The sequence below is a fragment of the Pseudomonas abyssi genome (assembly GCF_003444685.1).
Classification (GTDB): Bacteria; Pseudomonadota; Gammaproteobacteria; order Pseudomonadales; family Pseudomonadaceae; genus Halopseudomonas; species Halopseudomonas abyssi.
Window position 1 is genome coordinate 313650 of the sequence record NZ_LMAZ01000004.1, and the last position, 13241, is coordinate 326890.

At 64.1% G+C, this 13241-nt stretch carries 10 protein-coding genes; 1 reads left to right on the top strand and 9 read right to left on the bottom strand.

What is annotated here, in order from left to right; all coding sequences use genetic code 11:
• Positions 1–34: 34 nt before the first annotated feature.
• From ASB58_RS14355 to ASB58_RS14380, 6 genes are all read right to left on the bottom strand, one after another.
• Positions 35–1363 (bottom strand): ABC transporter ATP-binding protein/permease, encoded by a 1329-nt coding sequence (locus tag ASB58_RS14355; RefSeq protein WP_118131345.1) that lies wholly within the window; start codon positions 1361–1363, stop codon positions 35–37.
• Positions 1360–4149 carry a M16 family metallopeptidase gene (locus ASB58_RS14360; protein ID WP_118131346.1) on the bottom strand — a complete coding sequence of 930 codons (2790 nt, stop codon included), beginning with the start codon at positions 4147–4149 and terminating at the stop codon, positions 1360–1362. The genes ASB58_RS14355 and ASB58_RS14360 overlap by 4 nt, the downstream gene beginning before the upstream one ends.
• Before the next feature lie 18 nt (positions 4150–4167).
• Positions 4168–7035, bottom strand: a complete 2868-nt coding sequence (locus ASB58_RS14365; RefSeq protein WP_118131347.1) for a TonB-dependent receptor — start codon at positions 7033–7035, stop codon at positions 4168–4170.
• 102 nt (positions 7036–7137) lie between these two features.
• Positions 7138–8079, bottom strand: coding sequence for a FecR family protein (locus ASB58_RS14370; protein WP_147336841.1), 942 nt, complete (start codon positions 8077–8079; stop codon positions 7138–7140).
• A gap of 90 nt (positions 8080–8169) precedes the next feature.
• Entirely contained in the window at positions 8170–8661 is a 492-nt protein-coding gene (locus ASB58_RS14375) for a sigma-70 family RNA polymerase sigma factor (protein WP_118131349.1), read from the bottom strand.
• Positions 8662–8744: 83 nt separating this feature from the next.
• A complete protein-coding gene (locus tag ASB58_RS14380) occupies positions 8745–9680 on the bottom strand; it encodes an alpha/beta hydrolase (RefSeq protein ID WP_118131350.1) in 936 nt (311 codons plus the stop codon).
• A gap of 206 nt (positions 9681–9886) precedes the next feature.
• On the opposite strand from ASB58_RS14380, the gene ppnN reads away from it, so the two are divergent.
• Positions 9887–11260 (top strand): nucleotide 5'-monophosphate nucleosidase PpnN, encoded by a 1374-nt coding sequence (gene ppnN, locus ASB58_RS14385; RefSeq protein ID WP_118131351.1) that lies wholly within the window; start codon positions 9887–9889, stop codon positions 11258–11260.
• Positions 11261–11302: 42 nt separating this feature from the next.
• Here ppnN and rutF read toward each other — a convergent pair whose 3' ends face one another.
• From rutF to rutD, 3 genes are read right to left on the bottom strand one after another with little or no spacing between them, the layout of a single operon-like run.
• The gene (rutF, locus tag ASB58_RS14390; protein ID WP_104738077.1) at positions 11303–11815 is read right to left on the bottom strand and encodes an NADH-dependent FMN reductase RutF; all 513 of its coding nucleotides are present in this window, start codon (positions 11813–11815) and stop codon (positions 11303–11305) included.
• An 11-nt stretch (positions 11816–11826) separates the two neighbouring features.
• Positions 11827–12417 (bottom strand): malonic semialdehyde reductase, encoded by a 591-nt coding sequence (locus ASB58_RS14395; RefSeq protein ID WP_118131352.1) that lies wholly within the window; start codon positions 12415–12417, stop codon positions 11827–11829.
• Between the two features lie 12 nt (positions 12418–12429).
• A complete protein-coding gene (gene rutD, locus ASB58_RS14400; protein ID WP_118131353.1) occupies positions 12430–13233 on the bottom strand; it encodes a pyrimidine utilization protein D in 804 nt (267 codons plus the stop codon).
• Between the last annotated feature and the right edge of the window lie 8 nt (positions 13234–13241).

Genomic DNA, 13241 nt, shown 5'->3' on the forward strand with positions numbered 1-13241 from the left:
CGCCCGACGCTGCGGGCAGGTGAGACGCTGGGCTTCAGGCGGGGGTGGGGCAGGGCGCTGGTGTTGCGCTGCTGGTTGTGGTGTCGGGGCGGAGCGGCAGGCTGCGCCCGCCCGGCAGTTGCCAGCTGCCCCGGCAGTAGGGCCACAGGCCCTGCAGGGTACGCAGCAGGGTGGACTTGCCGAGGCCGCTGGGGCCAGCCAGCCGTACCCACTCGCCACTGGCCACCCGGGCCTGCAGGCCGCTCAGCAAGGGCTCGCCGTTGGGCAGCAGGACATCCAGCTGGTCCAGCCGCAGACAGTCGCCGCAGGGCGCCTCGCGCACCTGCGTGCGGGTGCGGGCAATGGCCTGCTCAAACTGGCCGAGACGCTCGACCGTGGCGCTCCATTCGGCCAGCGTCTGGTAGGCGCTGATAAACCAGCTCAGTGAGCCCTGCACTGCCGAGAAGGCGGTGCGCACCTGCATCAGTCCGCCGAGGGTAATGGCCTTGGTCAGGAATAAGGGCAGTGCGGCAAATACCGGCACGATATTGCTGACCCGGTCGTAGCCGACCACAAAGAACCCCAGATTGCGTTCACGGGCCATCAGTTGCCACCAGTTGTCGGCAATTGCGCGAAAGCGCGTGCTCAGTTGCTGGCGCTCGGCCTGTTCGCCGCGGTACAGGGCAATCTGCTCGGCGTGGTCGCGCTTGCGCAGCAGGTCGGCACGGAAGTCTGCCTCCCGGCTTTGCTGGTTGTAGTTCAGACGGTGCAGCGGGCGGCCCAGCCAGTGCGTGACCAGGGTGCCGATCACGGTGTAGAGCACGGCTATCCACACCAGATAACCTTCTACCTGCAGGCTGTAGCCGAACAGGGTGAACTCGTGGCTGCCGGACAGCGCCCAGAGGATGCCCACAAAGGCGGTTACCTGGGCGAAGTTGGTTATGAAGGACACCAGCAGGTCGACGCTGTGGCTGACCAGCAGATTGACGTCTTCGGCGATCCGCTGATCGGGGTTGTCCGGCTCGCCTTCGAGGCCCAGACGATAAAACGCCTGGCCGCCCAGCCATTCGCCGATCAGCCGCTCGCTCATGCTTTGTCGCCAGCGCAGTAGCAAGGCTTTGCGCAGCCAGGCCTTGTACACCACGATCAGCACAAAGATGCCGATGTACAGCGAATACTGCCCCATCAAGCCGTACAGGGCCGTGGTGTCAAACTCGCCCAGGGTGTCGTAGAAGGTCTTGCTCCAGGCGTTGATCAGCACGTTGATCTGCACGATACCCAGGCCCAGGCCGATAGTGCTGGCCAGCAACACCCAGGCCTGCCAGTTGCGTTTGTCCAGCCAGAACGGGGCGATCAGGCGCCAAAAGATGCGCAGCAGCCTCATGCGTCGGGCTCTTTGTGTGGCATGACGTCCAGGCGCACGCGGTTATCAGCCGGCAGCAGATGGCCGGCCAGCTCACGCAAGGCGTCCACCTGAAGTGCGTCGGGCAGATCCTGCTGGCTGGACAGGTAGCGCGGGTCTCCCCAGCGCTGGTCGCTGAGCATCAGGCGGCGCAGCTGGGTGGCGCCGTCGCGCAGGCGCGCTTGTTCGTCGCGACGCAGCTTGGTGCGTAGTTGCGCAATGCGCTCGGCATCGATGTGGGCGGGCAGCTCTGCCAATACGGCCTCGGCCTCTTGCCATAGCTCGTCGATGCGCTGCGGGTCGCAGGTGAACAGCAGGCGGCTTTCCAGCCGGTTGGTAGCCGGGTTCAGCTCGCTGTCGAAGGTCAGCTGGTAGAGGCCGCGGGCCTCTGCGCGCAGGCGCGCTTTCAGGGCGTCGCTGGCGAGCTGGCGCAGGCTGGCAACGCGCACCGCGTCTGCCGGTGACCAGGGGTGCTCGGCGTAGCCGTACACTTTCAGGCTGGCACGCGGCTCAATACTGTTGGCCAGCCGGGTTTGGTGCGCGCCGGGCTGCTGCAGCAAGGGCGTGGTTGGCGCTGCGGGGGTACGGACGATGCCGGCCAGTTCAGCGCTGACCCATTCGCGCAGTTGCGCCTCCTCCACATCGGCGACCAGATAGTAGGTGACCGGTGCGGCGGCCTGCCGTTGCCAGCGCTCAAGCAGCGCGGTGCGGGTCAGGGCGTGCAGCTCGTCGGCGCTAGGCAAGCTGCTGGGCTGGGGGCCGTAGCGTAGCTGAGCCAGGCGCTGATCCTGTTGCTGGCGGGTGGTCGGTTCGGGTTGCTGAAGGCGTTTGCCCAGGTCTTCGCGCAGCTGTTCTAGCGCTTCGTCTGCCAGCGTGCCACGGGTGATCCGGCTGCGGTACAGGGCAAAGGCTTCGCCCAGGCGAGCGGGTTCGACCCTGAGGCTGTAGTGGGTAGCGGTCTGCTGCTGGTCCTGGCTGAGGTAGAGTTTTTCCCGCTGTTGCCAGGCGTCCCACTGGGCCTCGTCAAAGCCCTGTGGCGGGGTTTGCCAGACTAGCTGGCTGGCGCTTTGCTCCAGCCAGTGCGGGGAGTCTGGCTGGCGGTAGCCGCTGCTGGATTCAATCTGCAGATGCGCCTCGCCATCATCACTTGCCTGGTTAAGCCAGACCAGCCGGTCGCCGTTGCTGAGTGTCCAGTACTGCACCTGTTCGGCGGGGTATTGCTGTACAGCGGCGATTGTTCCGGTGTGCTCGCTGGCCGGCAGCGCCGGTATGACAATCTCGACGGTGCGCTGCTCAGGCGCGGGGGCGTCGAGGGCGGCAATGTCGATAGCGTTGAGCAACTGCTGATAGTCAGCCTCGGTCAGCAGGGTCAGTGGCCGGCTGCGCGGGGCGCTCATCTGCAGTACCAGATCGTCACTGTCGGTCCAGCGGATAAAGCGCTGGTTGATCTCTTCCAGGGTGATGGTGTCGATCAGCGGCAGGCTGTTGGTGGCGATGGTGCTGCGGGTCTGGATGGTGCGGTCTGCCTGACTCGGATCGTTCAGCAGTTGTACCCAGTCGGTGAAGTCGCGTTCGTCGCCACGCTCCAGCATGCGCTCGGCCACCTCGCGCAAGCTGGCCTTTTCGGCCTCCAGGTCGGCGGCGTAGAAACCAAAGCGGCGCAGGCGCTGTACCTCTGTCAGCAGTGCGCCCAGCGCGTCGCGGTGGACTGATTGCTCCAGCGAGGTCGACAGCGCGGTGACCTCCGACTGCTCGCCGATCAGCGCGCGCTGGGCGCTGAAGGCGCGCACGCCGTCTGGCAGCGGCTGGCGTTGCAATTGCCTCAGCAGCAGGCGGCCGGCGACACGGTCGAGCAGACGCTCGCGCTGGCCCCGCAGCGAATCCTCGCGGTTGGCAGCGTAGTGTCCGCGAAACAGCAGGCTGAGCTGATGGCTGCCGCTTTCGCTATCGTGCAGGTGGAAGGCTTTCAGTCCCGGCAGATACGGCAACTCGAGATTGCGCTTGGGTACCGGTCGTGCTCTGGCGGTACCCAGGGTGCGGGCGAGCTGTTGCTGCAACTGCGCCGGATCAAAGTCGCCAACGATGTTCAGCTGCATGTTGTTGGGGGCGTACCAGCGCTGATGAAAATCCCATAGTTGCGTGACGGGTGTCTGCCGGATAGCGGCTTCCGAGCCAATGGTCGGGTGCCCGGCGTAGCCTGAGCCGATGCGTTGGCTGTCACGGCGCTGGGCATTCATGCGCTGGGCCACGCCCAGCCCGCCGCGCCACTCCTCGATGACGATAGGGCGCTCCTGCTCCAGGTCGTCTGCGGCAAAGTCCTGCTGCAACACCAGCTGCGCCAATACCTGCAGGGCAAGCTCGCTGTTCCGGTTGCCGGCGGGCGGGCTGAACAGGTACTGGGTGCGTTCGGCGTTGGTCATGGCGTTGAAATGGCGGCCCTGTTGCCAACCCGCCGCCAGCAGGCGCTGGCGTACCGTCTGTCCGGTGGCGTCGCGATTGTAGAACAGCAGATGTTCAAGCAGGTGCGCGACGCCCACCTGGTCGGCGGTTTCATCCACCGCGCCGGCGTTGACGCGCAGGCGGATATCGAGTCGGCCCGGCTGCTCGCTGGTTGGCAGCAGTCGGTAGCGCAGGCCGTTGGTTAGTTGTCCTTCAATAACCCGGGTGTCGGGTTGTCTGGTCAGCTGTGCAGTGCTGTCGGGCAGATGGCTGCAAGCGCTGGCAAGCAGCGCCAGCGCGGCCAGTAGCCCCGTGCGGAGAATTTTCATCAGGCGTTTTTCTTTGGGTTAGAAGCTGTAACCGACTTCCAGCCAATACTGCCGGCCGGTCTCATAACTCAGCACACCTTTGTCGCTGAGCACATCGTTGACCTTGTCGGCCACGTTGGTCACGTCCACGGCGACGTACAGGGCCTGGTCCTGCCCGGTGGGGATCTCCCATTTGACGCGGGTGTCCCAGGTGGGCGCGGCGCGGACGCGGCCGTTCTGGTAGTAGTCGTAGCTGGTGCCGTCGATATCGATGGTGCTTGGGGTGGTCTGGTAAATCTGCTCGTAGGAGCCGCGGTAGCGGAAGAAATTGCTCCAGGTCAGGTTCCACTGCGGGATGCTGGTGACGGTGTTCAGACGGGCGGTCCAGGGGCGGTTGAAGTTGTCGGTGGGCAGTTCGCTGTAGGGCATCAGGCTGCCGTCGTAGTAAACGTCTTCATCGGCCAGCAGGGCGTCGTCGAAGGTGTTTTCGTAGCTGGCGTTGTTGCTCTGGGTTTCATTCCAGCTCAGGGCCAGCTGCCAGGTCGTCTGGGTGCCGGCAAAGTGCAGGTTCTGCAGTGGCGTGACGCTTAGCGTCACGGTCTGGCTGCGGCTTTCGCCAGCATTGGTGTAGGTGTAGTAGTTGGCAATGCTGCTACTGCCGTCGCCGTCTTCCAGGCCCAGGTAACGGGCGCGTGAGCGCACCACCTGATCGCGGCCTTCGCGGTGGACGTATTTCAGGTCAAAGGCGAGGTTGCCGATCTGCTGGGCCAGGCCAATGGTCCATTCGTCGTCGTAGGGGATATCCAGGCTGCGGAAGCTGGACTCGTCCACGCCGTAGTTCACCAGGTCGCTGAAGTCAGTGATGGTGTCATCGCGTGAGATGCCGCGGGTGGCGCGCCAGCGCAGGGATTCACGGCCATCGGCCAGGCGATACTTGAACAGATTACGGCCGTAATAGCGGTTAAGGCCGCCACTCAGCACGCTGGTGCGGTCGCCGAACAGGTCGTAGCTAACGGCAAAGCGCGGCGCGAGGGTGGTCTTATCCATGTAGTCGTCGCCGTCAAAGCGCAGACCGGGGCGCAGGGTCAGGTTGCCGACCCGAATGTCGTCTTCGATAAACAGCGCGTAGTCGGTCTGCTCCAGCTCGATCTCGCCGGCGCGGTAGTAATTGAGAAAACGGAAGTACTGACGCTGGGCAGTCCCGGTCGCGTTGACGCTGACCGAGCAGTAGTCGCTGTCCAACGCACCGCTTGCGGTGATACAGGATGTGCTGCCGATGTCGGTGGTCAGGTAGGGTGTGGTGGCAGTCCAGCTGTCCTCCATCACCTCGTAGCGTGCCTTTTGGTAACCCAGTTGCAGGCCGGCGTTGATGCGATGACCCGCGCCCAGAAAGTCGAACTCCTGCAGCTCGGCCTTGAAGCTGTATTCACCGCCAGTCTGGCTTTGCTCCAGGTCGCCCATGCCGCCTTCGATGCTGGTGGCGTTGTTGGACAGCACGCCATTGCGGTAGGGGTTGCCCCAGTTCTTCTCCTCAGACCAGCGCCACTGCTTATTCACATTGCTGTCGGCATCACGGGAGGTCTGCACCATCTTGTAGGACAGCTTGTTGGTGTAGGTCACGTTGTCGCCCAGCCACACCGCCTGCAGCGAGGCGGCCTGGCCGCCCTGGTCGATGGTAAAGCCGGAGTTCTTCTGGTTGGCCTTGTAGTACTGGCCGCCGGCGGGGGCGTGGATCAGGCTGAAGGTCAGGTCGAGCTGCTCGCTCGGCATCCAGAAGCCCTTGAGCATGTAGTTGTTGATCTCACGGGTCTGCTCGCGCTTGAGTGAGTCGCCGGCGCTCTGGAAGCCATTGTCGTAGGAATAGACCGGGATTTCCGAGCGCTTGCGCACGATGTTGCCGATCAGGCCAAAGGTGTCGGTCAGCATGCCTTCCAGCATCAGCCGCTGGGTGGTCTTTTCAAACTCCGGCTGGTAGGTCTGATCGCTGGAGAGCTCGAACTCCTCGTCGCTGATCTCGTCGTTGTTGAGGTGATACTCGGTCCATTCCGAGCGGGTCATGCTGACCGAGGCCTTGCCGTGAAAACCCTCGCGCGGGTTACGGGTGATGGCATCGACCACACCGCCGTTGAAGCGGCCGTACTCGGCGGAGATGTTGCTGTCGTAAACCCGCACCTCTTCCAGCAGGTCGGCATCCAGGGCGACGCCGAAGGCGTTGCTGGGGATGTCGTAAATACCGTTGTAGTTATTGCGGCTGGCGCTGCTGGCGGCCGGGTCGAGGTCATTGTTGATACTGATGCCGTCGACCATAAAGTTGTTCTGGTAGAACTTGGCGCCGTTGATGCTGATGTCCGCCGGGTTCAGCTCACCAGGGGTGTGGGAGCTTTGCTGGGTGGTGTCGAATTGCACGTTGGGGTGCATTTCCAGCAGGGTGGTCAGGTCGCCGTTGGCGCCGGGGAAGGTCTCGATGGCGGTGCGGTCAATGCGCTCGCTGCCCTGATACAGGCTGTCGGTGCGACCCAGCACGTGGATGGTCTCCAGGTTCAGATTAGCGCTGTCCGGTCGCGCCTCAAAGCTGAGTACGTTCTGCTCCAGACGCCAGTCGATGCCTTTGCCGCGCAATAGCTGTTGCAGTGCATCAACGCCGCTCAATTGGCCGCTGACTGAATTGCTCTGCACGCCAGCCAGTAGTGCCGGGTCCAGGTTGACCTGCATGCCGCTCTGGCGGGCAAACTCGATCAGCGCCTCGCTGAGCGGTTGGGCATCGATAGCAAAGTGATGCACCTGAGACAGGCCGGGGCTGTCCTGGGCGGTGGCTGCCAGTGGTATGGCGCTCAGCAGGCCACCGAGTGCCAGTGCCAGTGCGAGTAGCGACAGGCGCGGCCGGTCAGATCCATTGAGAGTGGGCATGTACTGCGAAGCTCCTGTGAATGCGAATCCGTATCAATTGAATTGCTCGGAAGCAAAGACGCAGTGAGCTCAAAGAATTTTCAAAATTTTTTTCGAAAAGTGTCAGCCACGCTCGATCAGCAGCAGCGGGCCGAGCTGGCGCAGGGTGCCGCCATGCAGGCCAATGATGGCGCGCAGAGCCTCTTCAGGCGCGCTCAGGTCGTATACGCCGGTAACGAGTTGCTCGCCCAGTTGGCTATCGCGCAGCAGCAGGCGCTGGTCGCAGTAGGGGCGCAGGCTGTCTATCACATCAGCCAGCCGCTCCTGCCGCAGGATCAGCTTGTCGTCGCGCCAGGCGGCAACCTGGGTGGCGGGCTGATGGTGGGGTTGCAAGGTGTCGGCTGACAGGACCGCACCCTGACCGGGGGCAAGGCTGGCGCTGGCGCCGGCTGCGGTACTCACCTGCACCGAGCCTTCGGCGACGTTGACGCGTTGATGCAGCTGGTCGACGTTGAAAGCCGTGCCGGTCACGGTGATGGTCAGATCGTCGGTGGAGACCTGAAAGGGGTGGGCGCTGTTCTTGACCACCTCGAAATAGGCTTGTCCCTGTATCAGCTGCACAGTGCGGCGGCCCTCGCTGAAATCCAGACGCACGGCGGATTGCGCGTCCAGGGTCAACTGGCTGCCGTCGGGCAACTGCAGCTGCTTGCGCTCGGCCTTGGCGGTGGACAGGTCGGCATGCCAGGCCGGATACAGGGTTTGTACCAGCAGCACCAGCAGGCAGCAGGCAGCAATGGCGCTGGCAGCCTGCAGCGTCCGGCGCAGAGTGCGGCGCGGGCGCAGCGGGGTAACGGTGGCCGGTCGCCCGGCTGTTGCCTGCGGCGTCAGCGCGCCACTGACCTGCCAGGCGCGCTGAGCCTGACGAAAGGCGTCCGGGTGGGCTGCATCGCTGGCCAGCCAGACGGCCAGCTGTTCGCGCAGGGCCTCATCCTCGGGGTGCTGCTGGATCTGCAGCAGCCAGTCGAGGGCAGTATCCAGCGGGTCGCGCGGGTCTGTGGTCAGCAAGGCGGGTGGCTCCAAAAACGGGGGCACAGGCTCGCATAGGACTCTGCGGATAACCAACAGACGTTGTCGGGCCGGTTTTTTTTCAGCATTTCAGCGCTCCAGTGCCTTGGCGCAGCAGCGCAACCCCGCGTGCACCAGCTGGTGCACGGTGCCGACCGAAAGCCCCATGCTGTCTGCTACCTGTTGCAGCGTATAGCCCTGCAGGCGATACAGTTCAAAGGCCCGGCGGGTGCGCGTGGGCAGTCGCGCCAGGGCCGCATTCACGGCGCGCAGTTCATGGCTGCTGACGGCATGCGCCTCGGGGCCCGGGGCCTGATCGGCAACGCTGTCGAGCCAGGTGTCATCGTCACTGCTTTGCTCGCCACGGTCGCGGCGCAAGTGATCCATCGCGAGGTTGCGCACGATACGGCGCAGGTAGGCCGCCGGTTCATTGATCGCGCCCTGTACGGCAATAAAGCGCAGCCAAGCCTCTTGCACCACGTCTTCGGCGCTGGCGCGGCTGCCGAGCATCGGCGTGGCGTAGTCAACCAGGGCGCCGCGCTGCGCGAGGTAGAGAGTCAGGCGATGTTGCGAGTCGGACACGGTGTGCGAACGGCGGAGAGGAAAGAGCCGGCAAAGTAGCACAAACAAGAATCATTATCAATAAAGCGGTGTGGTCGCTGTCCTCAGCCCCGATGCCACCCCGCCGGCGTCTGCCCGCTGGCAATCGCCAGGGCCTCCGGTAGCGAGGCGGGAAGCATGGGGCCGTGGCCAAGCTCGGGGAATTGCTTCCAGTGCACACTGAGGCCGGGCTGGTCGGCCAGGCTTTTTACAGTGGCCATAAAGGCGTGGCTGCCTTGCTGCTTGAGGCGGGCGACCTCGGCGGCGTCCATCTGCTCGGTGATGCGTACCTCGTTGCTGCCCCGTGCCAACCAGATATCGGCCTCTGGGTTGCTGTTTGTCAGGTACTGTTGCAGCACGCCGTCATGCCAGTACACCGCCGGGCTGATCGGGATGTAGCGGGTGAAGCTGCTGCTTGGCTGGGTCATGGCGTAGAGTGCGAGCAGGCCGCCAAAGGAGTGGCCCCAGAGGCTTTGTTGTCTGCTGTCGAGGCTGACGCGGCGAGCCACTTCGGGCTTGATGCGCTGCTCCAGCAAACGGAGAAAGGCCTCGGCGCCGCCGCCCAGCCGGTCGGGGCGCAGCGGGTCGGCAATCAGGCCTTCGCCCGGCCCGGCCGGGGTGTAGTCGCGCTGGCGGGCGACTACGTCGAATAGCAGGTCGGTGTCGTAGCCGACCATTACCAGCACCGGTCTGTGCTCGGCGGGCAGCGCGCTGAGCCAGTCTTCACGCAGGTGGTGCAGAGCGGCGTTGCCATCCAGCAGGGTCAGCGACGGGTAGCCGCCGGCTGGCGCCGGGCTGCGTGGTATGCCCAGCCAGATGCGGTAATGACGCTCGCCGTCTGCCGAGTCCAGGCGAAAATCCTCAAAGCGGTACAGGCTCGAGTCGCGATCGGCCAGGGTATTGCCCATGGTGCGGGTCAGATCCGGGCGAGCCTGGGCGAGGCCGGGCAGGGCGCTGGTGGCGAGCAGAGCTTGGATGAACTGGCGGCTGGACAGGGGCATACGGCTGAGTACTCTGTGTCTGTTGCGGCAGGTGGCCACGTTAGCAGGTTTTGCCGTCTGGGTGCCTGTGTGAGGCGTTGAGCCGCCTGGTGATTGCCAAGCCTGTGCGCTCGGCGCAAGAATGGAGTCAGCCGTTGCGACCGGACTGGTCGTATCTATCCCAACGCCGACGTTTGTCTGGTCGGCGTTTGCCAAGGAAGCCTCGCATGACAAGACCCAACGTAATCAATGCATCGGTCAGCCCCAAAGGCAGCCTGGAAACCCTCTCTCAACGTGAAGTACAGCAACTCGGCAAGGTCGGCTCCGGTGGCCTGCATCAGCTGTTTCGCCAGTGTGCGCTGGCGATTCTCAACACCGGCGCGCGGGTCGATAACGCCAAGACCATTCTTGAGGCTTACGCCGATTTTGAAGTGCAGATTCACCAGCAGGATCGTGGCGTCCGGCTGGAGCTGATCAACGCGCCGGCCGATGCTTTTGTCGATGGTGAGATGATTGCCAGCACCCGGGAAATGCTGTTCAGTGCGCTGCGCGACATCGTCTACACCGAAAGCGAGTTGGGTGGTCAGCGCGTGGATTTGGACAGCTCCGCCGGGATCACTGATTACGTCTTCCATCTACTGCGCAACGCCCGCACCCTGCGCCCCGGGCTGGAGCCGAAGATGGTGGTGTGCTGGGGCGGGCACTCGATCAGCATCGAGGAATACAAGTACACCAAGAAGGTGGGCCACGAACTGGGCCTGCGCAATTTGGACATCTGTACCGGTTGCGGGCCGGGGGTGATGAAAGGTCCGATGAAGGGCGCGACCATTGCCCATGCCAAGCAGCGCGTCCTCGAGGGACGCTATCTCGGCATCACCGAGCCCGGTATCATCGCCGCCGAAGCGCCCAACCCGATCGTCAACGAACTGGTCATCATGCCCGACATCGAGAAGCGCCTGGAGGCCTTCGTGCGGGTTGGCCACGGCATCATCATCTTCCCGGGCGGCGCCGGCACGGCGGAGGAGTTTCTCTACCTGCTGGGCATCCTGATGCACCCGGACAACCGTGATTTGCCGTTCCCGGTGATTCTCACCGGGCCGCGCAGTGCCGAGGCCTATCTGCAGCAACTGCATGCCTTTGTCGGTGAAACCCTCGGTGCGCAGGCGCAGCAGCACTACCGCATCATCATTGACGACCCGACCGAGGTCGCGCGCTGCATGGCCGCCGGTCTCAAGGAGGTGGAACGGTTCCGGCGCGAGCGCAACGACGCCTTCCACTTCAACTGGCTGCTGCACATTGAGGAAAGTTTCCAGCGTCCGTTCGACCCGACCCACGCCAACATGGAGGCGCTGCAGCTGACGCTGGATGTGCCGCCGCACGAACTGGCAGCGAATCTGCGCCGGGCGTTTTCCGGGATCGTTGCGGGCAACGTCAAGGACAAGGGTATTCGTCTGATCGAGGAGCACGGGCCGTACCGCATTCACGGCGACCCGCGCATCATGCAGCCGCTGGATGCGCTGCTGCAGGCCTTTGTCGATCAGCACCGGATGAAGCTGCCCGGCGGTGCCGACTACGAGCCGTGTTACCGCGTGGTCAGCTGAAGCAGGAGGTGCCTCGCCGTTAATGCGGCGAGGCACCCGGTGTCAGACCGGCTGACAATAGCGACGCTGGAAGTACACCAGGCCGTCGCCGCTGTCGCGTTGACGGATCGCCAGAATCTCGCAGATCAGAACGTCGTGGCTGCCGGCCGAGACCCGGTTGCTGATGCGGCAATCGAAGTTGATCAGCGCGTCGTCCAGCATCGGGGCACCGCTGATGTCGGTGCTCCAGTCGGCGCTGGCGAAGCGTTCATCCATTGCCGTCTTGCCGCCGAACAGGTTGGACAGCGCCTGCTGATCGCAGGTCAGCGTGTTGACGCACAGATGGTCGTTGGTCTGAAAGATGTCGTACACCGATGCGCTGCGGTTGAGGCAGACCAGCAGGCTTGGCGGCTCGTCCGACACGCTGCACACGGCGGTGGCGGTGAAGCCGGCGCGGCCGGCAGGGCCATCGGTGGTGACCACGTTGACGGCTGATGCCAGCACCGACATGGCGTTGCGGAAGGCATCCTTAGTGACCGGGGCGGGCATGGGTTCCACTATCTTGGCTGCGAGCATGATGGGCTCCTTCAGGTGAGAATGCAGGCCTTGGAATAGGCCAGGCGCGGCAAACGGTCGAACACCTTGCTGCTGTCGCCGTAGCCGAGGTTGATCAACAGATTGGACTTCCAGTGGCTGTCGCTGAAAAACGCGGCGTCCAGCGCCTTGGCGTCAAAGCCGGACATCGGCCCGGTATCCAGCCCCAGGCTGCGGGCGGCCATGATGAAGTAGGCGGCCTGCATCGAGCTGTTACGAAACGCGGTTTCGTAAATCATCTCCGGGCTGCCGGTGAACCAGCTGCGTGCGTCCGCATGCGGGAACAGCTCGGGCAGGGCGTCGTAGAAGCGCGAGTCATACGCGACGATCACGGTGACCGGCGCGCTCATGGTCTTCTCCAGGTTGCCGGATGACAGGCACGGCTTGAGCAGCTCCTTGCCCTGGCGGGTGCGCACAAATACAAAGCGTGCCGGGCTGCAGTTGGCCGAGGTCGGACCCATTTTGGTCAGGTTGTAGATGGTTTCCAGCAGGCTGTCGGGCACCGGCTGGTCGAGCCAGCCGTTGTGGCTGCGGGCCTCGGTGAACAGCTGTGCCAAGGCGGTTTGATCCAATGGTTCGTACATGGTTGCCCTCACTCAGGCGGCGTATTCGGTGTCGTGAATGACGCTGGCAAGAAAGCACTTGAGCGTCGTATTGATGGTGTCCGGGCAGGTCACGCTTGAGGCGTGGCCGCCATAGTCAAAGCATTCCAGGCGGGCGTTCGGCAGTTGCTCGGCAAGCTCTCGCGAGCACTGCCAGGGCACCAGCATGTCGTCGCGGTTGGCGATCAGCAGCGTTGGCTGACGGACCCCGGCCAGCGCCTGTGCGTCCGGCCCAAACGCCTGCAGAGCGGCAATGCGGCGCAGCAGGTTGTCGGTCGGCGGAAAGCCCGCCACGTGCCTGCGGTCGTCGATTTGCAACTGCTCGATGTTGGCGGCAATCCAGTCCGGCGGGTAGAGAAACAGCGCCTGCGCCTCGACATAGGCAGCCGGCCCGCTGCCGGCCAGCAATTGCTTGCGTACCGAGAAACAGCGCGCGGTATGCGGGCTTACCCGCGACCAGGCGTTCATCAGCGTCAGGCTACGCAGCCCCGGTGCCTGCTGGATGGCCAGCGCCAGCCCGACCAGACCGCCGAGGGCGTGACCGATCAGGTGATAGTCGCCGATGCCGTGGCTGGCGAGCAGCATGCGCAACTCGCTGGCCATGGCGTCGATGCTGTAGTCGGCGGGTAGCGTGGCGGGGCTCTTGCCGGTGCCGAGCTGGTCGTACAGCACGACGCGGTAGTCGCTGGTCAGTGCGTCCAGTTGCGGCATCCAGAAGTGCGCCGCGCCACCGAGCCCCGAGCTGAATACCAGCGTCGGGGCGTCGGCATCACGCCGGCCGTGGATTTCGATATGCATCACGGCCG

Bases quoted from the DNA above. Each gene is read 5' to 3' on its own strand.
- ASB58_RS14380 (WP_118131350.1), bottom strand. From the start codon at position 9,680: ATGCCCCTGTCCAGCCGCCAGTTCATCCAAGCTCTGCTCGCCACCAGC.
- rutD (WP_118131353.1), bottom strand. From the start codon at position 13,233: ATGCATATCGAAATCCACGGCCGGCGTGATGCCGACGCCCCGACGCTG.
- ASB58_RS14355 (WP_118131345.1), bottom strand. From the start codon at position 1,363: ATGAGGCTGCTGCGCATCTTTTGGCGCCTGATCGCCCCGTTCTGGCTG.
- ASB58_RS14365 (WP_118131347.1), bottom strand. From the start codon at position 7,035: ATGCCCACTCTCAATGGATCTGACCGGCCGCGCCTGTCGCTACTCGCA.
- ASB58_RS14360 (WP_118131346.1), bottom strand. From the start codon at position 4,149: ATGAAAATTCTCCGCACGGGGCTACTGGCCGCGCTGGCGCTGCTTGCC.
- ppnN (WP_118131351.1), top strand. From the start codon at position 9,887: ATGACAAGACCCAACGTAATCAATGCATCGGTCAGCCCCAAAGGCAGC.
- rutF (WP_104738077.1), bottom strand. From the start codon at position 11,815: ATGCTCGCAGCCAAGATAGTGGAACCCATGCCCGCCCCGGTCACTAAG.
- ASB58_RS14395 (WP_118131352.1), bottom strand. From the start codon at position 12,417: ATGTACGAACCATTGGATCAAACCGCCTTGGCACAGCTGTTCACCGAG.